The sequence below is a fragment of the Halorussus lipolyticus genome, assembly GCF_029338375.1.
In the GTDB taxonomy this organism is placed as follows: Archaea; Halobacteriota; Halobacteria; order Halobacteriales; family Haladaptataceae; genus Halorussus; species Halorussus lipolyticus.
In genome coordinates this window covers 285,304-304,480 of the sequence record NZ_CP119805.1, presented here as the reverse complement: position 1 = coordinate 304,480, position 19,177 = coordinate 285,304, and the positions used below count along the sequence as shown (strand labels likewise).

The 19,177-nt window shown below is 67.7% G+C and carries 17 protein-coding genes; 2 read left to right on the top strand and 15 right to left on the bottom strand.

Annotated elements, in window-relative coordinates; genetic code table 11:
* Positions 1-166: 166 nt before the first annotated feature.
* From P2T57_RS18470 to cobN, 4 genes are all read right to left on the bottom strand, one after another.
* On the bottom strand, positions 167-1,162 hold the full coding sequence (locus P2T57_RS18470; RefSeq protein ID WP_276302214.1) for a sodium:calcium antiporter: 996 nt from the start codon (positions 1,160-1,162) through the stop codon (positions 167-169).
* Positions 1,163-1,223: 61 nt separating this feature from the next.
* On the bottom strand, positions 1,224-2,012 hold the full coding sequence (locus P2T57_RS18465; protein ID WP_276302213.1) for a cobalt-precorrin-7 (C(5))-methyltransferase: 789 nt from the start codon (positions 2,010-2,012) through the stop codon (positions 1,224-1,226).
* Positions 2,009-2,752: a precorrin-8X methylmutase gene (locus P2T57_RS18460; protein WP_276302212.1), complete on the bottom strand. Its 744-nt coding sequence runs from the start codon at positions 2,750-2,752 to the stop codon at positions 2,009-2,011. The genes P2T57_RS18465 and P2T57_RS18460 overlap by 4 nt, the downstream gene beginning before the upstream one ends.
* Positions 2,742-6,656: a cobaltochelatase subunit CobN gene (gene cobN / locus P2T57_RS18455; RefSeq protein WP_276302211.1), complete on the bottom strand. Its 3,915-nt coding sequence runs from the start codon at positions 6,654-6,656 to the stop codon at positions 2,742-2,744. The genes P2T57_RS18460 and cobN overlap by 11 nt, the downstream gene beginning before the upstream one ends.
* 34 nt (positions 6,657-6,690) lie before the next feature.
* Here cobN and P2T57_RS18450 point away from each other — a divergent pair, with 34 nt between their 5' ends.
* Both P2T57_RS18450 and P2T57_RS18445 read left to right on the top strand, forming a co-directional pair.
* Positions 6,691-8,826, top strand: a complete 2,136-nt coding sequence (locus P2T57_RS18450) for a VWA domain-containing protein (RefSeq protein ID WP_276302210.1) — start codon at positions 6,691-6,693, stop codon at positions 8,824-8,826.
* Positions 8,823-9,545, top strand: a complete 723-nt coding sequence (locus P2T57_RS18445) for a hypothetical protein (RefSeq protein ID WP_276302209.1) — start codon at positions 8,823-8,825, stop codon at positions 9,543-9,545. The genes P2T57_RS18450 and P2T57_RS18445 overlap by 4 nt, the downstream gene beginning before the upstream one ends.
* A gap of 517 nt (positions 9,546-10,062) precedes the next feature.
* On the opposite strand, the gene P2T57_RS18440 is transcribed toward P2T57_RS18445, so the two are convergent.
* The 11 genes from P2T57_RS18440 to cbiT form a co-directional block, all read right to left on the bottom strand.
* Entirely contained in the window at positions 10,063-11,316 is a 1,254-nt protein-coding gene (locus tag P2T57_RS18440) for an outer membrane protein assembly factor BamB family protein (RefSeq protein ID WP_276302208.1), read from the bottom strand.
* Positions 11,313-11,687, bottom strand: a complete 375-nt coding sequence (locus P2T57_RS18435; protein WP_276302207.1) for a DUF3209 family protein — start codon at positions 11,685-11,687, stop codon at positions 11,313-11,315. Before P2T57_RS18435 ends, P2T57_RS18440 begins: the two co-directional genes overlap by 4 nt.
* Before the next feature lie 3 nt (positions 11,688-11,690).
* On the bottom strand, positions 11,691-12,926 hold the full coding sequence (locus P2T57_RS18430; protein ID WP_276302206.1) for a CbiX/SirB N-terminal domain-containing protein: 1,236 nt from the start codon (positions 12,924-12,926) through the stop codon (positions 11,691-11,693).
* The gene (locus P2T57_RS18425; protein ID WP_276302205.1) at positions 12,923-13,612 is read right to left on the bottom strand and encodes a cobalamin biosynthesis protein; all 690 of its coding nucleotides are present in this window, start codon (positions 13,610-13,612) and stop codon (positions 12,923-12,925) included. Before P2T57_RS18425 ends, P2T57_RS18430 begins: the two co-directional genes overlap by 4 nt.
* Complete coding sequence (locus P2T57_RS18420) at positions 13,602-13,853, bottom strand: ferredoxin (protein ID WP_276302204.1); 252 nt, start codon at positions 13,851-13,853, stop codon at positions 13,602-13,604. The genes P2T57_RS18425 and P2T57_RS18420 overlap by 11 nt, the downstream gene beginning before the upstream one ends.
* A gap of 3 nt (positions 13,854-13,856) precedes the next feature.
* On the bottom strand, positions 13,857-14,813 hold the full coding sequence (gene cobJ, locus P2T57_RS18415) for a precorrin-3B C(17)-methyltransferase (protein WP_276302203.1): 957 nt from the start codon (positions 14,811-14,813) through the stop codon (positions 13,857-13,859).
* 3 nt (positions 14,814-14,816) lie between these two features.
* The gene (locus P2T57_RS18410; RefSeq protein WP_276302202.1) at positions 14,817-15,671 is read right to left on the bottom strand and encodes a precorrin-3B C(17)-methyltransferase; all 855 of its coding nucleotides are present in this window, start codon (positions 15,669-15,671) and stop codon (positions 14,817-14,819) included.
* Position 15,672: 1 nt separating this feature from the next.
* The gene (gene cbiG, locus P2T57_RS18405) at positions 15,673-16,644 is read right to left on the bottom strand and encodes a cobalt-precorrin 5A hydrolase (RefSeq protein WP_276302201.1); all 972 of its coding nucleotides are present in this window, start codon (positions 16,642-16,644) and stop codon (positions 15,673-15,675) included.
* 240 nt (positions 16,645-16,884) lie between these two features.
* Positions 16,885-17,754, bottom strand: a complete 870-nt coding sequence (locus tag P2T57_RS18400; RefSeq protein ID WP_276302533.1) for a cobalt-precorrin-4/precorrin-4 C(11)-methyltransferase — start codon at positions 17,752-17,754, stop codon at positions 16,885-16,887.
* A 29-nt stretch (positions 17,755-17,783) separates the two neighbouring features.
* On the bottom strand, positions 17,784-18,497 hold the full coding sequence (locus P2T57_RS18395) for a cobalt-factor II C(20)-methyltransferase (protein WP_276302200.1): 714 nt from the start codon (positions 18,495-18,497) through the stop codon (positions 17,784-17,786).
* Positions 18,494-19,081: a precorrin-6Y C5,15-methyltransferase (decarboxylating) subunit CbiT gene (gene cbiT / locus P2T57_RS18390; RefSeq protein ID WP_276302199.1), complete on the bottom strand. Its 588-nt coding sequence runs from the start codon at positions 19,079-19,081 to the stop codon at positions 18,494-18,496. Before cbiT ends, P2T57_RS18395 begins: the two co-directional genes overlap by 4 nt.
* Between the last annotated feature and the right edge of the window lie 96 nt (positions 19,082-19,177).

The window sequence follows — 19,177 nt, the reverse complement described above, 5'->3', positions numbered from 1 at the left end:
GTGAACCAGCGCCGAGACGGTATCGCCGGAATCGTCGCCGCGAACGCCTTCCCAAGCCCCAGCCGTTTGTCCGCCCCGGCGAGTGCCCGGTATAAACATCCTTTATACGCGCTAAAGAAATATTCAGTTATTCGAAGGAAATGGATGGTTGTCTCTTGGGGGTTTCTCACCCGCTCGGGAACAGCAGGAGGTGCCCGGTCAGGAACCCGAAGTAGGCGACCACGAATGCGCTGGCGTCGCGCCGCCGGAGTTGCCCGCCGGTGACGCGCGTGACGTAGACCAACGCGCCGAGGCCGGTGAGGAGAACGAACGGCAGGTCCCAGAACACCACCGCGCGCGGAACCCGGTAGCCCGAAATCGCGGTACCGAGACCGACCGCCAGCAGGGGGTTCACCACGTTGCTCCCGACCAGCGTCCCGAGCGCCAGCGTCGGGCGCTTCCGGCGGACCGACTCCGTGACCGTCGAGAGTTCCGGGAGCGCCGACCCGATGCCGAGTGTGACGATGCCGACCAGCGACCCGCCGAGGTCGAGGCTGGCGACGAGCAGTTCCAGCGCCGAGAGCGCGACGTAGGCGCTCGCCAGCACGACCACCAACCCGGCGACTCCGACCGCGGCGTCGGTCCGCGGGTCCGCGTTCTCGATTTCGACGTTCTCGGGAATCGTCGCTTCCTCGCGTCGGTCGTAGGTGTAGTAGACGTAGACCAGAAACGCCCCGACCAACAGCACGCCCTCGGTGCGCGCAAGGGTGCCATCCGCGGCCAGCGTCAGCGCCAGCGCGGCCGACAGCACCATCGGAAGGTAACTCGACCGCACGAACGACCGCGAGAGCGTCACCCGCCCCGCACCGAGCAGAAGTAGCCCGACCAGAAGCGTCTGCTGGGTTATCGACGACCCGATGCTCCCGCCGAGGACTGTCGCCGACGCGACTCCTCGGTCGAGACTGCCCGCGAGAATCCCGACCGACGCGATGACGTGCGACGAGATTTCCGGCAGACTGGTGCCGACCGCCACCACGGTCAGTCCGATGACGGCCTCCGAGACGCCGTAGCCCTGCGCGACGTTGACGAATCGCTGGACCGCGACCCGCGCGCTGACCAACAGCACGTAGAGCGCGAGGCCGCCGACCAACACTGCGCCGAGTATTCGCGGCGTTACTGCCACGCGCTGACTCTCGTTCGAGAAAGTGGTAAATCTTCGTGATACTCCGGCGGACCAACGAGTCTCACTCCGCCCGCACGACCAGCACCGAGAGGTCCGAGAACGGCGTGTCCTCGGGGGCCGTCCCGCCCGCATGTTCCGCCAACTCGCCGAGCGTCGTCCGGGTGATGGACTCGTCGTCGTGGGTCAGGCGCTCGCACACCAGCGCCGTCAGCGACGGGTCGGCCTCTGCGGCTACGAGTTCCCCGGCCACGTCGCCCGGCATCCAGTCGTAGGGCCGGGGCAGGACCAGCAGGTGGCGCTCGCCGACCGTCGCCCGGAGGCGGTCGAGGTCCGGTGCGAGGTCCCCGCTCTTGTGGAGGGTGACGAACGCCGCGTCCTCCATCGGCGTCCGCGCCCTGCTGGCGGCCATCTGGAGCGACGAGATGCCCGGCACGACCCGGACCGGACGCGACTCGTCGGCCTCCTCGACTGCTCGCTCGACCGCCCGCTCGACCTTCCCGACGAACTGGTAGCCCGAGTGGTTCGGGTCGCCCATCAGCACCGCGGTCCCGGTCTCACCCTCGGCCACGCGCTCGCCGAACCGTTCCAGCGTCTCGTCCTCGTCGGCATAGCCGCAGGTCAGCAGGTCGGCGTCGGTCCGGTCGGCGACGAACTCCGCGACCGTCTCGAACCCGACCACCACGTCGGCCTCCCGAATCGCTCGCTCGCCGCGGGGAGTCAGGTAGTCGAGGTTGCCGGGACCGATGCCGACCGCGTGAACCGGGTCCCGCTCGCTGATTACGGACTCAGGCTCTGCTACTGCGAAGTCCGCGGGGTCGGGTCCCGAGTCGAGGTCGTAGTCGTCGGTCACAGTTCCTCCTCGCCATCTCGCGGTTGCCCGCTCGATGCTTTCGAGGTCTCAGCAAGTTCGACCTCGCCATCCCGCACGTCGCTTGCCACGTGAACCAGTTCGTTCGTCAGTCCGGCCGCGAGGCCGCTTCCGCCGCGCCGACCGACGTTGGTCACGACCGGCACGCCGTGGGCGTCTGCGACCTCTCGGAGTCGCTGGCGACTCTCGGCGGCCTTCACGAACCCGACCGGGGTGGCGACCACGACCGCGGGCCGGGTGCCGTCCTCGATGCAGTCGGCCAGCGCCAGCGCCGCTGTCGGCGCGTTCCCCACGACCGCGATGGCACCGTCGTAGACGCCTCGCTTGTCGAGTTCGAGGACCGACGCGGCGGTCCGGGTCATCCCAGTTTCGGCGGCCAACTCCGCGCCGTTGCCGATGGCCTTCTGGACCTCGCAGTCGTGGCCTCGGCCCGTGATGCCCGCCTCGACCATCGTGATGTCGGTGACGATTGGTCGCTGGTCGAGGACCGCCCGCGCACCGGCCCTGACCGGTTCGCTCTCGTCGTCGCCGGTAAAGCGCATCAAGTGCTGGAACTCGGGGTCGCCGGTCGCGTGGACCGACTTCTGGCGCAGGCGGTCGGCCAGCGTCTCGTCGGGCACCAACTCGCGCACCCGGTCCATGCTGGTCTCGGCGATGTCCATCGCGCTCTCGGTGGTCGCGCCGAGGTCGGCGTACTCCTCAAAGTCCGAGTCAGTCGTCATCGCTCGTCACCTCCGCGGGAACCGCCTCGCTGGCGCGCTCCTCCAAGTCGCCGTCAACGTCGAGATTGAGGTCTCTGAGTCTGTCCTCGGTCTCGTCGTCGGCGTCCCAGAGGCCCCGGTCGATGGCTTCGAGGAGCGTGTCGGTGATGCTGTCGAGCGCCCACGGGTTCACGTCCCGAAGCCACGCCTGCCTTTCGTCGTCGAAGGCGTACTTCTCAGCCACGTCGTCCCAGAGGGTGTCGCTCACGACTCCGGTGGTCGCGTCCCACCCGAGGGCAACGTCTACCGTGGTCGAGAGGTCGCCAGCGCCCTTGTAACCGTGGTCCTCCATGCTGTCGAGCCACTCGGGATTGAGGACTCTGGCGCGCATCGCCTTCCGAACCTTCTCCTCGTTGGTGTACACGTCCACGTCGTCGGGATTACTGGAGTCGCCGACGTAGGACGCTGGCTCCTCTCCCGCCGTTTCTGCGACAGCAGTGATAAACCCGCCGTGGAAGGCGTACCAGTCCGACGAGTCGAACTCGTCCTGTTCGGCCGTGTCCTCGATTTTCACGGTTGCCTCGACGTTGCCCAGTCGGCGCTCGAAGGCGTCGTGAGCGTCCGAGACCTTGCCTCGCTTCCCGAGGGCGTAGCCGCCCCACTGCTTGTACACCTCCGCGAGGTCGGCCCTGTCGTCCCAGTCGCCCTCGTCCACCGCCTTGTTGGTCCCCGCGCCGTAGCCACCGGGCCGGGTGGTGAACACGCGGTGCTTGGCCGCTTTCTCGGGGTTCTCCGCGCCTTGGGCTTCCAACTCCGCGGCGTCGTCCTCGACGTGTTTCTTGACGTAGTTCATTTCGTGGGGTTCGTCCAACTCGGCCACGGCGTCCACCGCGTCGTGGACCACCCCGGCGGCCTGCGGGAGGGCGTCTCTGAACAGCCCCGAAACGCGGGTCGTCACGTCGATTCGCGGCCGACCCAGTTCGTCCAGCGGGATGGGGTTCACGTCGTCTATTCGCCCGGCGTCGGTCCACTCGGGTTCGACCCCCATCAGCGCCAGCACCTGCGCGATGGTCTCGCCCCGAGTTCGGACCGTGGGCGTTCCCCACGCCACGACGCCGATTTCCTCGGGATACTCGCCCTCCTCGGAGCGATGGCGTTCTGCCACGCCGTCTGCGACCTCTCGGCCGACGCGCCACGCCGACTTGGCGGGCACCTTCCGGGGGTCGAGCGTGTAGAAGTTCCGGGCAGTCGGCAGGAGGTCAACGCCCCCACGAGTCGGCGCACCGCTCCCACCCGGCGGGACGTACTCGCCGGACAGGGCGTCGGCGGTCCGGGGTATCTCGTCCGTCGCTCCCCGAACTCGCGGCGCGGCCTCGTCGCAGACGAACTGGAGGACCTCGCGCAAATCGTCGTGCGCGCCGCTCTCGGCCCGGCCGTCGCCGAGGGGGTCGATGTCCACCACGAGGAGATTCCAGTTTATCTCCTCGGCGTCGAAATCGTTCTCTGCGAGATGGGCGACCAGTTCGAGGCTCTGGTCGTACACCTCGTCTGCGGCCTCGGCGTAGGTCATCCCGAGGCCGTCGTCGTCGTACTCGCCGGGCGAGTCTAACATGGCCTCGTAATCGACGCCCAGCACTCCCGCCACGCTCTCTCGGAGGCTCGGCACGCCCGGATTTTCGAGGCGAGTGAGCGCCACGAGGTACTCGGTGAGTCGGTCGCCCGCCGGCGGTTCGCCCATCGTGTGGAGACCCAACCGAATCTGGGTCGTCTTCACGTCGGTCACGTACTCGTGGATTCGCTCGACTAACTCCTCGATTGGCACGTCGTCGCCCGCAACCTCGCCCTCGGCGAGCGTGGTTCCGGCCTCGTCGGGACCTCTCACCGCGACCCGCTGGTCGATTTCGCCCTCGATGCCCAACTCGACTGCCAAATCCAACTCGTCCACCAGCGCCCGAATCTCGTCGGCCAGTTTCTCGCCGTCGTCGGCGCGGGCGTCCTCCATCCCGGCCTCGCGGTACTGGCGGGCCAGTTCCTCTAACTCGCCGATTTCGTCGTAGGTCCCCGCGTTGGACATGACCGGGGTGAGGTAGTCAACGATGGCGGCGTAGGACCGGCGCTTGGCCTGCGTTCCCTCGCCCGGATTGTTCACGATGTAGGGGTAGACGTTCGGGATGTCCTCGATTAACTGGTCCGGGGCGCTCTCGCCGTCCAGTCCGACCGTCTTGCCCGGAAGCCACTCCAGACTGCCGTGGGTGCCCAGATGGACCACCGCGTCGGCCCTGAACTCCCGGCGGAGCCACGAGTAGAAGGCCACGTAGTCGTGGGGCGGTTGGAGGTCCGAGTCGTGGTAGATTTTCGAGGAGTCCATCCCGAATCCTCGCGGTGGCTGAACCGTCACTAAGACGCTCCCGAACTCGACGCCGGGGATGGCGAAGGGTCGGTCCGGCGGGTCGCCCCACTCCTCGATAACGTTCTTGCGGAATCGGTCGTCCTTCTCGCCGAACCAGTCGCGGTACCGGTCGGCGTCCACCACGTCCACGCTCAGGTCCCGAACGTCGTCGGGCGCGACCCACCGGTCGTCCAGCGTGAGTTGTGCGGTCAACTGGTCTACTAATTCCTGCCCGCTCTCGGGGCTTCTGCCGCCCAAGTCGTAGCCTCGACTGCCGAGTTCGTCCAGCAGGTTAACCGTACTCTCGGGGGTATCGAGACCGAACGCGGTGCCGATGCCGTCGTCGCTCGGCGGGTAGTTGTGGAGGACCACCGCGATTTGCTTCTCGTCGTTGGGCGTGTGGCGGAGTTCGGCCCAGTTCACCGCGAGGCCGACGGCGTGGCGCACCCGGTCCTCGATGGGGAAGTGCTGTTTGGGCGCGCTCCCGATGCCGGCCTCGTCGTCGGTGCGCTCCTTGCCCGAAATCGGGTGCGTGATGACGTTGCCGTCGAACTCGGGCAGGGCGACCGACAGCGCGAGTTCGAAGCCCATGACTCCGGTGTCGCTGGCGGCGTAGCGAGAGCGAGAGCGCATCGTCGTCACCGTCTGGAGGACCGGCACGCCGAGTCTGTCGAGGAAGACCGCTTCTGCGCCGTCCTCCTCGTCGTCGCCGGACCCCGTCCGGCTACCCGAGGGATTCCATCCCTCGCTACTGGCGCTCCGGCCGCGCTCGTCCATCGACAGCGAGAACATGAACGACGAGACGACCGCATCGACAATCGGGTCGCCCTCGTCGTCGGTGAACCACTCGTCTACGACCCACTCGGCGTCTTCCTGCTCGTCAGTGTCCGTCGCCGGATTGCAGAACACGGGGAGGGCGTTCGCGCCCTCGGCCTCGATTTCCCGGACGATGGCGTCCACGTACCGGGTGTTCTCGTGGGTCCAGTGGGATTCGTAGAACCAGACGCCGATGGTCGGGTTTTCGGCGTCCAGTTCGCTCCGGAGGTCGGCGTACTCCCCGCCGGGGTGGTCTGGGTGATAGACGCCTTCCGTCGGGAGTTCGACCGGGGCCTCGGGGTCGAAGTCGTCGCCACTGACGTACTCGTCGGCGAGGAACCGACAGAGGTTGGCGACGTTGACCGCGCCGCCCTTCTCCAGATACTCGTAGGCCCGGTCCCGGTCGGCGTCGGCGACGCTGGTGTCCTCGAAGGCGAAGGCGTCACCGGTCGATTTGACGACGAGGGGGACGCCAGCGTCTCGGAGCCGGGAGACTGCGTGGTCGTAGCCCGGCATGCTGTCCTCCGCGCCGTGAAGCCAGAGGACCGCCGCAGTCGCGTCGGTCTCCTCGATTTCGTCCACGAAGGCGTCCACGTCGGTTCCGTCGTCTAAGTCGCTCTCGGACCGGACCACGAGGTCGATGTCGGTCAGTCTCTCGGCGGCCCGCTGTATACTCCCTAACTCGTTTTCGGTGGCGGTGTAGAGTGCAATCGTTGGCATAACGTTGTTAAACCTCCATTGTTGTAGTACAAGTATGGTTGAATTACGTGGCGCAAAAAAAGCTTCGACCCTCCCCTTCCCGGCGGTCGTCGGGCAGGAGCGCCTGAAACGGGCGCTCCTCGCGGTCGCCGTAAACGACAGTCTCGACGGCCTGCTGGTCCGCGGCGAGAAGGGGACTGCCAAATCGAGCGCGGTCCGGGCACTGGCCGACCTCTTGCCCGACCAGCGAGTGATTGCGGACTGCCCCTACGGGTGTCCGCCCGACGACCCGCAATCGCAGTGCGAGGAGTGCCGGTCCCGAAACGACCCACCGGTCGAGACCCGGCCGGTTCCGCTCGTCACGCTCCCGCTCGGGGCGACCCGCGAGCGAGTCGTCGGCACCCTCTCGGTCGAGGACGCCCTCGACGGCACCGCCGAGTTCGACCCCGGCCTGCTGGCCCGCGTCAATCGCGGCATTCTCTACGTGGACGAGGTGAACCTGCTCGACGACCACCTCGTGGACGTTCTCCTCGACGCGGCCGCCAGCGGGGTCAACCGGGTCGAGCGCGACGGCGTGAGCGTCACCCACCCCGCGGAGTTCACCCTCGTCGGGACGATGAACCCCGAGGAGGGCGACCTCCGGCCCCAACTCCGGGACCGGTTCGCGCTTCAGGCCAGCGTCACCGGGTGCGACGAAATCGAGGACCGCGTGACCGTCCTCGACCGGGCGCTCGAAGACGGCGGGGACCTCCGCGAGGAGTTCGCCGACGAGACCGGAGCGGTCCGGGACCGACTCGTGGGTGCCCGCGAGGGCCTCGGCGAGGTGGTCCTCCCCGACGAGTTCAAGGCCGACATCGCCGAACTCTGCCGGGACGCGGGGGTCGAAGGCCACCGCGCCGACATCGCCGTCGCCCGCGCTGGCCGGACCTTCGCGGCGCTCGACGGCCGGGGGAAAGTGCTGGAGTCAGACGTTCGGGAGGCCGCCGAACTCGCGCTTCCCCACCGCCTCAAGAGTCGGCCCTTCGAGGACGCGCCGGCCCCCGACGAGGTGCTGGACGACCACTTCGACGGCGAGGAAAGCGACCGCGAGGAGTCCGAGGGCGAGGGTTCGGACGCCGACGATTCGCCGGAGCGCGAATCCGAGGGTGATTCTTCCGGTTCGGACGGCGACTCTCCCGGTTCGGATGACGATTCTCCTTCTCCGGGCGACGACTCCCGGCGAGGCGGTCGCTCCGGGGGCCAGTCGCCCGCCGAGGTCGAATCCGGCGCTGGCGACGCCGATTCGGATGCCGACGACGCCGATTCCGACGATTCTGCGACCGCCGCGCCGCTGGTTCCCGGCCAGTCCCGGCCCGGCGTCGGCGATGCCGAGCGCCCCGAAATCGAGGGGATGGAAGCCGACGACGCCGGAATCGGGTCCTCGGCGGAGTCGGGACCCGACGGCGGAACGCGGGCGACAGCGACGCCGAGTCCGTCGGGTCGCGGCGCTCGCGTCCGGACCGAGCGCGCCGAGTCAGGCGAGTCAGTGGACGCCGCGGCGTCGGTCCGGGCGGCGGCGAGTCGCGGTGCGGACGCGGTGGCCGAGCAGGACCTCCGGACCGCGGTCCGGGAGCGCGAAGAATCGTCGCTCGTCGTGTTCGCGGTGGACGCCAGCGTCTCGATGCGCTCGGCGATGCGGACCGCCAAGGCCGTCGTGCTGGAACTGCTGAAAGACGCCTACGAGCGCCGCGACGAAGTGGCGTTCGTCGCGTTCGCCGGCGAAGACGCCGAGGTCCTCCTCCCGCCGACCGACAGCACCGACCTCGCGGCGCGCCACCTCAAGGACCTGCCGGTCGGCGACCGGACGCCGCTCCCCGCCGGACTTCGGACCGCCGGCGAGGTGGTCGAACGCGCCGATTCTGCCGCCAGCGTCGTCGTGGTCGTCACCGACGGGCGGGCTAACGTCGCCGACGGGAGTCCGACCGAGGAGACCCGCGCGGCGGCCCGCGGTCTCGCCGAGCAGGATTCGCACGTCGTCGTCGTGGATGCAGACGATGGCGATTCGGCGGGTCTCGCGGGCGTCGTGGCCGACGAGACCGACGGCGAGCGCGTGCCCCTCTCGTCGCTGTCGGCCGAGCGAGTCGCCCGAGCGGTCGAACGCGCCGGGGAGCGCGATTCCGTCGCCCCCACCGCGGGAGGTGACGCCCGATGATTCCACTGGCGGACCTCGGGGTCCTCGGCGCGGCGCTGGTCCTCGGCGTGACCCACGGCTTCGAACCGGACCACGCCGCGGGCATCTCGGCGCTCACCAGCGAGACCGACAGCAGAGCGCACGCCGCCTTCGTCGGCGCGAGTTTCGCGGTCGGCCACGCGCTGGTCGTCGTGGCGTGGGTCGCGGTCCTCTCTGCGCTCGGGGCCAGCGCCAGCGCCGCGCCCGAGGCCATCGGCGAGGCGGGTTCGACCCTCGCTGGACTGGTTCTGGGCGTCGTCGCCGTCCTCCTCGGCACGACCGGCGTCCGGCGCTTGCGCGGACTGCCGGTCGGCCCCGAGGCCGCGTCAGGCGGTGAGGACGCTGGCCTCGCCGGTCGAGTCTTGGCAACGGCCCAGACGTACCTCCACACGCACCCCCACGAGACCCGCACCGACTACCTCCGGACGGGCGTCGTCGGGTCGCTGTTCGCGGCCTCGCCGCCGGTGAGCATGCTCGCGTTCGTCTCGGCGGTGGTCCCGACCGCCGGCGCGGAGGGTGCAGTCGGTGCCGTCACCGCCTACACCGCCGCGCTCACGGTGACGCTCGCCGCGGTCGGCGGCGGCGTCGGGTCGCTGGTGACGTTCGCCCGAGGCCGGGGTACTCGCGCCTACGCCGCCTTCGAAATCGGTGCCGCGGTCGTGGTGGTCTGGTTCGCGGCCTCGATGGTCGTCGGGGTGTAGGGTCGGCAGGAGAATGTAATTATTTCTTTTAGAATTATTTTGAATTTCTTTGGGTGGGTGTAGTCACTCGCATTCGGTTTCCCGGAACTGCGAGAGACAGTCGTCGTTTGGGCCGTAGTCCTCGCACTCCCACCGGTCGTTGACGCGATGGTTGCCGACCTTTCGCGGGTAATTCTGTGTGGGTATGTTCGGAGGTTGGTGGCGGATGAGCCTAAAGATTCGGCGTCGGAAAAATCAGTTCTGTTCCGATAAGTTACGGAAACAGCGGCGAAGGCCTCGAAAGCCCTCGCGCCGTTCGCGGTCTCTCAGCGGGATATTCTCGGGCCTCGCTTCACTCACCCCTCGAATAGTGGCCCGCTGAGACGACTGAACTGCACGCGAACCGCCCTCGCCTTTTCAGTCCGCCGAGGAACTAGACTTCCGCTTCCGAGCGCATCCTTGGCGGTTTGCAACGATGGCGAGTACATGCTTCGACACACTTCGAGTGACTGAAAATCAAAATAGCTCTGTTGACGGCTCAAATCTGCTCCACGCGAACCCGATACGTCCCTCGAACCTCGTCCTCGTCGTGATACTCCACCGGTTCCTCCACGAACGCCACTCGACCGTCACACAGCGCCGCCGCGGTCACGATACCCTCGGCCCTAATCTCCCGAACCAACCCCTCCCGAGCGTCGAACACCCGAAGGCCGTGCGCTTCGGCATCCCGGTCCCGGAAGTGCTGTGCGCAGGGGACCGCGATACGCTCTCCCGAGGAGACCACTTCGCCGGCGAACCCGCCGACCGAGGACGACCACAGGCGCTCGCCGTCCTCCCGCGAGAACGCCGCGATGGTGTGTTCGTTCGGGTGGCGACCCTCGGCCTCGCGGCCCTCCTCGGGGAAGGAGTTCCCGGTCACGAACACCACAGCGTCGCCTGCGAGGAGCGCGTGGTTCGGGTAGGCGTACAGCGTCTCGTCGCCGAGAGCGCGCTCGACGCCCAACTCGGTGGCCCACTGCTCTGCGCCGCTGTCGGCGTCGAGGAGATATCCCCGGTAGTCGCCGTGACTCGCCGCCGCGAGGTCGCCCCCCGAGAGCGACACGTCGCCGACCCGGCGCTCGCCAGCGGTGCCGGGGTCCCAGTCCGCGACCGGGGTGCCCGAGTCGGCGTCCAGCACCATCAGTCCGCAGTCGTGGTCGCCGCCGCACCGGTTGTAAGCGACCGCGAGGCGACTTCCGTCGAGCGAGAGCGAGATGGGCGAGGCGTCGGTCTCGTATCGCCAACGAACCTCGCCGTCAGGGCCGAAGGCGTACACCGCGCTCCGCCAGACTCGTTGGTCGCCGTCGCGCTCGTACCGCCGGGCCGCGGCGTAGAGGCCGCTGTCGCCGGTTTCGTCCGGTCTCCCTGCCACCACGTCCACGACGAAGGGGTACCAAAACAGGGTGTCTTTCGCGGAACCGCCGAGGTCGCTGGCGGTGTCGTAGGCCCACTGCTCGTCTCCCGACGAGTCGAGCAGTCGGACTCGGCCCCGGTCGCCCCGCGTGCCGACCGCGAGCGAGGTGTCGAACTCGGCGAGCGCGACTGCCATCTCGTCGCCCGGCGTTCGCCAGCGTTCCGACCCCTCGGCGTCCAGTGCGAGGACAGTCCCGTCGGCGGTACCGACCGCGAAACCTGCGCTCTCTGACCCCTCGACGCCGAACTCCGTCACGCTCGACCGCCGCCACTGCTGGCGACTGCCCCGCGGCGAACAGTCGCCGAGTTCGACCGAGACGCCGGTTCGTCCGCGACTCATTCGTCCTCGACAGGGAAGGCTTCGTGAAGTACGTCGTGGGCCTCGCCGAGGCCGTCAAGCACGCTCTCGCCCTGCGCGGTCACTCGCTGGACTGCCCGCTCGGCGTCCCGGACCGCGACGAGGCGACCCCTGAGGTAGTCGTATTCGGGGGCGTCGTCGCTGGTCCGAGCGATGTCCTCCTCCAAGTCCACCAGCGCGGCGTCGAGGTGGCGCTCGATTTCCGAGAAGGTCTCGGCGTCGGCCAGCGCGCCGACCGGGCCGTCGAGGTGGCCTTCCAGTTCTTTCTCGGCGTGTTGGCGCGCGCTCTCGTCTTCGGTTCCCAGTACGTTCATCAGTCCGAGTCGCAGTGCTTCGATTTCGTAACAGCTCATAATTCAGAGTGTTTGGTCTACGATGTCGCTCACGATGCGGTCCCTGTCGAGATGGGACGAGACGATTCGCTCGGCGTCGTCGTCGCCGACGCCGCCGTACCACACGCCGTCGGGGTAGACGGCCACCATCGGTCCCTCGCCGCACTGCCCGAGACACGACGACCGGGTGATGCGAGCGTCGGCCTCGTCGGAGTCCCTGACCTCCTGCCGGAGACGCTCCAGCACGGCTGAAGACCCCTCGGCGGCGCAGGTCTGGTTGGTGCAGACCGCGACGTGTTTCTCGGGCGCGTCGTGGACGTGGGGGTCGTCGTCCACGTCCTCGCGGTCGGCATGGGTCTCCTGATGGGTCAGCGCCCGGAGCATGGCCCGAGCGCCGCCACGGTCCTCCTCGTAGCCGTCGAGTTCGACCTTGTACTTGCAGGTGTCACACGACATCTCGACGCTCCCGGTCCGGGCTTCCTGCCACCGGTCGGCCAGCACGTCCAGCAGGCGCGAGTCGGTCCCGAGCGGGTCGCCCGCCCCGGCATCGACGTAGGGGTACTCGTCGGCGAACTCGGCGGTCCAGTCCCGGACGCGCTGGGTCAGCACGCCGTCGCCGAGCATGTACGGCAGGGCCACCACGGCGTCGGGTCGCTGTTTGGCGATTCCGTGGAGCGTGTCGTCGAGCGTCGGCTCCGTCACCCCGACGAAGGTCGCTTCGACCGACGAAAACTCTCTGCCCTCGTAGAGCAAGCGCGCCAGTTTGTGAACGTCGGCGTTGGCGTCGGGGTCGCTTGACCCCCGAGCGCAGAGTGCGACCGCCACGTCGTCCTCGGTGCGGTCCACGCCCAGTTCGGCCTCCACCGCTGACGCCCGGTCGTCCAGCAGGTCGATAATCGCGGGGTGGACGCCGAGGTGGGACCCGACGTTGAACGCGACTTCGGGGTGGTCGCGCCGCGCCCGATTCACCGCCAGCGGCACGTCGTTCTTGACGTGACTCGCGGCGAACAGCGAGAGTTGGACGACCGAAATCTCCTCGACTGCGGGTGCCAGCCCCTCGATTGCGTCGGGTATCGAGGGTTCGGCGAGTTCGAGGAACCCGGCGTCTACCGGGACGCCGACGCGCTCCTCCAGCGCAGACGCCAACTCCCGGACCTGCTCGTTGGACTTCTCGCGCCGGGAGCCGTGACCGACCAGCAGGACGGCCTCGTCCTCGAATCCGGTCGCCGTCGGAGTGTCGGTTTCGACGGTCCCGCTCATTTTTCGGCCTGCTCGGCTTGCTCCAGACTCCGCCGGAGCTTTCGCCGTCGGTTCGGGGCGAACAGCCCCGACTCGTCGGTGTCCCGATACAGCCACTCGCCGAACCGGCCTCCGGCGTCGTCCTCGACGCCGAACCAGTACCGCCCCGACGAGGACTCCGCGAGTTCGCCGGTCGGGGCCTCGACTTCGGCCATCTCTACAATGCTTTGAACCGTCTCCACGAGGTTCCGGTCGTCGTGGACGAACGAGATGCCGACCGTCCCGCTCGAACGCTTGAAGCAGATGGTGCCACAGCCTTCGAGGAGGCCCCGAATCAGTTGGCGGTCGTAGTCGGCGAAGGCGTCGAACCGGTAGCCGCCGGGGTGGTCAGCCACGGGCAGACCGAGGGCGGCGCTCGCCCGGTCGGCCAGCGTCGAACCGATGACCTGCACGGTGTACTCGTCTTCGGTCCGGGTGATGGCGGTGTCGTGGGCGTACTCTCGCTCGGCGATTCGATGCTCGACCTGTTCGGCCCCTGCAATCGCGGCCAGTCGCTCGGCGGCGGTTTCGTCGCCGGCGACGACCCGAATCTCGTCTCGGGTCACGTCGCCGTCTCCGGCGACTCGGCCCCAGAAGTAGGCCAGTTCGGGGTGGCCCGCCAGCATGTCGTCGGGCGCGCTCTCGCCGACTGCGGGGTCACTCGTCATCAATCGCCTCCACGCTGATTGCGTTCGGCGGGCAGGCCTCGGCGGCCTGCTCGGCGTCTGCCCGCTGGTCGTCGTCGAACTCCGCGACGACTCGTCCCTCCTCGCGCCGGACCGCCCTGTGTCGGTCTTCGTCGGTGTCGAGCGTGGCGAGGCCGTCGTCGTCCTCGGCGAATCGGTCGTCGCGGGTCAGGCAAGCGAAGATGCCGTCGCAGGCCTCGGTGTCGATAGTTACCCGGTACATCTCTCAGTAGTCGTATTTGGTCTCGTAGCCTCGCGGGGTGACCATCCGGCCGTCCCAGACGTAGGTCTCGTCGTTGCCTACGAGGAGCGTCGTCGTCATGTCTATCAGGTCGGTCTCGCCGAGGTCGGGGAGTTCGCCGAGGGTGGTGATTTCGACCTCCTCGTCGTCGCGGCCCGCGGCGTGGACCACGCCGACCGGGGTGTCGTCGTCGCGGTGTTCCAGCAGAATTTCACAGCACTTCTCGAAGTTCGCCCGCCGCTTGCGACTCCACGGGTTGTAGATGGCGATGGTGAACCCCTCCTTGGCGGTGGCGTGAAGCCGCGATTCGATGGTCGGCATGTCGGTGAGGTGGTCCGAGAGGCTAATGGTCACGGTGTCGTTCACGAGGGGTGCGCCGACTCTGGCCGCGCAGGACTGGGCCGCCGGGACGCCGGGAACGACTTCGAAATCGACCATCGAGGCCGTCCCGCCCTTCGATTCGAGGATTTCGAGCGCGAGACCGGCTAAGGCGTAGACGTTCGGGTCACCGCTCCCGATGATTGCCACGTCGTTGCCCGCCAAGGCCCGGTCGATGGCCTCCTCGGTCCGAGAGACTTCGCCGCACATCGGCGTCGAGTAAATGTCGTCGGCGCTTTCTGTAATCTCGTCGGGCAGGAGTTCGACGTAGGTCGTGTAGCCCACGATGTGTTCGGCGTCGGCGAGGGCGGTCTTCGCTCGACTGGTCATCCCCTCGGGTTCGCCCGGCCCGAGACCGACCGCCACGAGTCTGCCGGGGTCGGCGTCGAAGTCCTCGACTGTCGAACCGACCTCCTCGTCGCCGTCGCTCGAACCACTCGCGCCGCAGTTCGACGTGCTGTCGTCGGCCGAACTGCTCGCGCCACACTTCGACTCGGTGGTCTCTGTACTGCTCGATGCGCCGCACTTCGATTCCGTCTCTGTCGTGGTTTCGTCAGTACTCATGGTTCAGAAATCGTCTACGTCACGCCCGCCGCGCGGGGTGACGAGGTACTCTCGGTCGTCGTTGCGCCACACCTTCGTCTCGTGGTTGCCGACGAGGATTGAGGTCCCCATCCCGCCGACTTTCTCGTCGTGGTCGGCGGCCTCGCCGAGCGTCGTGATGGTGTGGGTCTCGTCTTCGAGGTTGCGCCCGGCGTCGGCCCGGCCAGCGTCGTTGAAGATACCGACCGGCACGTGGTCTGCGCGCTCCTCGCGGAGGACTTCGATTGCTCGCTCGTAGTCGCGCCAGCAGTTGTAGAGGACCACGACGAACCCGCTGATGGCGGCCGCTCTCAGCTTCTCCTCGATTTCGTCCCAGCCACGCCACTTGTCCGACAGCGAAATCGTGCAGAAGTCGTTGCTGAGGGGCGCGCCGAGGTTGGCCGCCCCGCCGAGTGCCGCGGTCACACCCGGCACGATTTCGATGGGGATGTCGGTCGCACCGTCCTCCTCGGCCATCGTGAACACGAGGTCCGACTTGCCGTAGACGTTGGGGTCGCCCCCGGAGACGTGGGCCACGTCCTCGCCGTCTCGAACTCGCTCGAAGGCCTCACGGGCGAGTTCGATTTGCCGACCCATCGAGGAGCGCACGACTTCCTGCTCGGTCCCGTCGGGTCGGGTGGCGAGTACGGCGTCCTCGTCGGTCGATTCGGTCTCGGACTCGGGCGGGATGGTGCCGTCCTTGCGCAGGAACTCCTGATAGAGGTTCGAGGCGATAACGCAGTCGGCGGTCCGAATCACGTCTTTGGCCTCTTGGGTCATCGCGTGGGGCAGGCCGGGACCGATGCCGACGACGTAGAGGGTGCCCACTTCTTCACTCATGCTATCGCCCCACCGCCACGGTCACAGCGTCGTCGTACCGCGTTTTTTCGGCAACGAGGTCGTGGTTTCGCCCACCCGCGATTGCCGAGGCCTCGGCGATGCCGGGCCACCCGATGAGTTCCTTGGATTTCGACGGGGTGGGTCCCTCGAAGTCTTCGAGGACCTCCTTCTCGAAGGCGACCACGCCGAGGTTCAACTTGTCGGCCGCCGACAGCAGGCCCTCCTCGTCGTCTTTCCGGGTCGCGGTGGCGACGAACTCCACGTCTTCGAGGTCGTAGTCGGTCGATTCGAGGGCCTGCTCCCACGCCGTGACGAACTGGTCTTCGGTCGCACCGGAGACGCTTCCGGTCCCGAGGACGACGCCTTCCCCGTGGTCTTTGTTGCGCTTCAGGACAGTCACGTCGTCGCCGACGAGGACCGCCTTCGGACCGTCGAGGCGTTCGACCGGGCCGAGTTCGTCGTCCAGCACCGCGAGGTTGGTGGCGACTGTCGAATCGCCGTTGACGACGTGGGCGTCGAGGGCTTTGGCCTGCTTCTCGACGCCCTGCTTGTCAGCGGCCTCCGAGGCCGTGGTCATCGCCGGGACAGCGCCCATCGAGGCCAAATCGTCGGCGACTTGGTTCGCGCCGTGGTGGCCGCCCGTGATGGGAATGGCCCACGTCAGTTCCTCGTCCACGACGCAGATGGCGGGGTCGTCCCACTTGTCGTCGAGGAGGTGGGCGGTCTTTCGCATGGCGATACCGCTGGCCATCAGACCGACGAAGCAGTCGTACTCGCCCCAGTACTCCTCGAACACGTCGCCGTGGTACTCCAGCACGTCGATGGTCTCGTACCGGTCGCCGATGCCTTCGACTATCTCGTCGGCGGTGTCCATCTTGCGCTCGAAGGCGACGATGGCTATCTCGTCGGCTACTTCGCCGTCTGAATCGGGCGCTTTACAGCTACTACCGGAATCGTTGTTGTCCGTACTCATGATTCGCGTACCTTCGACCGCAATTCGGTTTCACTCGGCGAGTCCATCCATCGAGAACATGCTTGGCCAACCAGCGCACCGTCTGGGTGGACTGAAAGGGGCCGCCCGGTCGCGTTCAGTGTAGTCGTCTCAGCGACCCCTATCCGTGGCGGGCGGTGCTGAGAGCCACGGATATGTCGCTGAGCGACCGCGACCGGGCGGGGGCTTTCGAGGCCTTCCCGCCCTTTTTGGCGGACGGTCTCAGTCATCCGAACACTCCTCTTTTGTCTCGGAGTCGGTCGCCCAGTCGCCGTACAGATACGACCGCTCGTAGCCCGAACCGGTGACAGCCTGCCCGATGACGACCATCGCGGACGCCCGGTATCCGGCCTCCTCGACCTTCTCGCCGATGGTTGCGATGGTGCCCTCGATGACCTCCTCGTCGGGCCACGAGGCGTGGTAGACCACTGCGACCGGGGTCTCGGGGTCGTGGCCCTCCGCCAGCAGGCGGTCCATCGTCTCGGCGACTGCGTGGGTGCCCAGATAGATGCAGGTCGTCACGTCGCCCATCCCGACGAACTCGCCGATGTGGTCGTCCTCGGCGTCGAGGGTCTTGCCCTGCGGCCGGGTGAACGCGACGTGGTTTGCGGTCTCGTTGAGGGTGAGTTGGGTCCGGAGGGTCGCGCTCACAGCGAACGCCGAGGTCACGCCCGGAACGAAGTACGTCGGGACCTCCTCGTGTTCCAGCGCGTCCATCTGTTCGAGGGCCGCGCCGTAGATTGCGGGGTCGCCGCTGTGGAGTCGGACCACGTTCCGGCCCTCGTCGTAGGCGTCCCGCATCAGGGGGACGAGTTCTTCGAGGTCCTTGCCGACCGAGTTGACCAGTTCGGCGTCGTCGCAGTACTCCGCGAGGAGTTCGCTGTTGACCAGCGACCCGGCGTGGACCACGAGGTCGGCCTCCTCTACGAGTCGCTTGCCGGTCACGGTCAGCAGGCCGGGGTCGCCCGGTCCCGCGCCGATGAAGGGGACGCCCTCCTGCACGTCGCCGGCGGTGTGTTCGTAGACTCGCGGGTCCCGGTCTCGCTGGCGGGCATCGCTCCGGGCGTCGATGGCGTCTTGGGGGTCGCCGATGGCGTCTCGGGACCTGTCGCTGTCGTTCGTCACGCCGACCCCTCCTCGGTTTCCGCTGACTGCTCGAACTCGGCCGTGGCGCGGTCCTTCTCGATACCGCGCTTCTCGGCGTAGGCGAGGGTGTAGTAATCGCGTTCGGCTATCTCGTCTGGGTCGCTGGTGACAGTCGTCTCGCCCTGCTCCATGTAGAGTCGGCGACCGTAGGTCACGTCGTAGCCCGCTTGCGCGAGGCCCTCGTGGGTCGCCGGCGCGTCGGTGACTTTGAACAGGACCATCCGGTCCGGGCCGGTCGGGGAGCGTCCTCGGGAGGCCTCCTTCAGCGCGAGACCCGCCCCGGCGTCGATTTCGACGCCCAGCGCGGTGGCGAACGCCGTCACCGCGCTCACGCCGGGGACGATTTCGAGGACCACCTCGGGGTGGAAGGCGTCCATCGTCCGCCGGAGGTGGCCGAAAGTGGAGTAGACGTTTGGGTCGCCGAGGGTGACGAACGCGGCGTCGCCGTCCGTCGCTCGCGGGGCGATTTCCCCGGCGGCGTCCTTCCACGCGCTCCGGAGTTCGTCGGGGTCGCGGGTCATCGGAAAGTCGAGGTCCGCGATTTTCGACTCGGGGACGCACTTCTCTGCCACCGACCGCGAGAGTCTGCCGGGCGAGTACACCACGTCGGCGGAGTCGAGGACGCGCTTGCCCCGGACCGTCACGAGGTCGGCGTCACCCGGACCGAGACCGACGCCGTAGAGGGTCACGATGCGTCCTCCTCGGCGGAGTCGGTCTCGTCGTCCGTTCCGCCGACGACCATGTACACCGGGTTCTGGGCGTCGAAACTGGTCGCGCCGGCCAACTCGTAGCCGTGGCCCACCTGCAACTGGACCACCTCTGAGAGGAGGTCCCGGTCTCGGAAGGCCTCGACCGCTCGCCCGGCGACTTCGAGGCGCGAGACGTTCATCACCACCGTCTCGATACCGGTCTCGACCGCGTGGTCGAGGACCTCCTCGAAGTTCCGACTGCCGCCAAGAAAGAGGGCGTCGGCGTCGTCGGGCAGTCCCTCGGGGGCCTCGGCCTCGCGTAGCATCACGGTCTCGTTCTCGACCACCGTGATACCGTTCGCAGAGAGGTTCTCTCGTGTGGTTTCGAGCCGTTCCGGTTTGCGTTCGAGGGCAGTGACCCGGCCAGCACGCCGGGCCGCCTCGATGGTGACGGCACCCGTGCAGGAACCGACTTCCACGAAGTGGTCGTCGGCGCGCAGGTCGAGTTTATCCAGTAGAACCGCCCTGACCTCCGATTTGGTCGGGCCGGCCTTCGCGTTCTTCGGAAGCGCTGTCCTCGTCATCACTGGATACAACTTCGGGGGACTAATAAAACAATTATGGTTGTATTAGGGAAAGCAGGGTTTAGATAACTGGGTGTCGAGGGCGAGCGAGCGAAA

Bases quoted from the DNA above. Each gene is read 5' to 3' on its own strand.
- P2T57_RS18460 (WP_276302212.1), bottom strand. From the start codon at position 2,752: ATGACGACTGACTCGGACTTTGAGGAGTACGCCGACCTCGGCGCGACC.
- cobN (WP_276302211.1), bottom strand. From the start codon at position 6,656: ATGCCAACGATTGCACTCTACACCGCCACCGAAAACGAGTTAGGGAGT.
- P2T57_RS18450 (WP_276302210.1), top strand. From the start codon at position 6,691: ATGGTTGAATTACGTGGCGCAAAAAAAGCTTCGACCCTCCCCTTCCCG.
- P2T57_RS18445 (WP_276302209.1), top strand. From the start codon at position 8,823: ATGATTCCACTGGCGGACCTCGGGGTCCTCGGCGCGGCGCTGGTCCTC.
- P2T57_RS18440 (WP_276302208.1), bottom strand. From the start codon at position 11,316: ATGAGTCGCGGACGAACCGGCGTCTCGGTCGAACTCGGCGACTGTTCG.
- P2T57_RS18435 (WP_276302207.1), bottom strand. From the start codon at position 11,687: ATGAGCTGTTACGAAATCGAAGCACTGCGACTCGGACTGATGAACGTA.
- P2T57_RS18430 (WP_276302206.1), bottom strand. From the start codon at position 12,926: ATGAGCGGGACCGTCGAAACCGACACTCCGACGGCGACCGGATTCGAG.
- P2T57_RS18425 (WP_276302205.1), bottom strand. From the start codon at position 13,612: ATGACGAGTGACCCCGCAGTCGGCGAGAGCGCGCCCGACGACATGCTG.
- P2T57_RS18420 (WP_276302204.1), bottom strand. From the start codon at position 13,853: ATGTACCGGGTAACTATCGACACCGAGGCCTGCGACGGCATCTTCGCT.
- cobJ (WP_276302203.1), bottom strand. From the start codon at position 14,813: ATGAGTACTGACGAAACCACGACAGAGACGGAATCGAAGTGCGGCGCA.
- P2T57_RS18410 (WP_276302202.1), bottom strand. From the start codon at position 15,671: ATGAGTGAAGAAGTGGGCACCCTCTACGTCGTCGGCATCGGTCCCGGC.
- cbiG (WP_276302201.1), bottom strand. From the start codon at position 16,644: ATGAGTACGGACAACAACGATTCCGGTAGTAGCTGTAAAGCGCCCGAT.
- cbiT (WP_276302199.1), bottom strand. From the start codon at position 19,081: ATGACGAGGACAGCGCTTCCGAAGAACGCGAAGGCCGGCCCGACCAAA.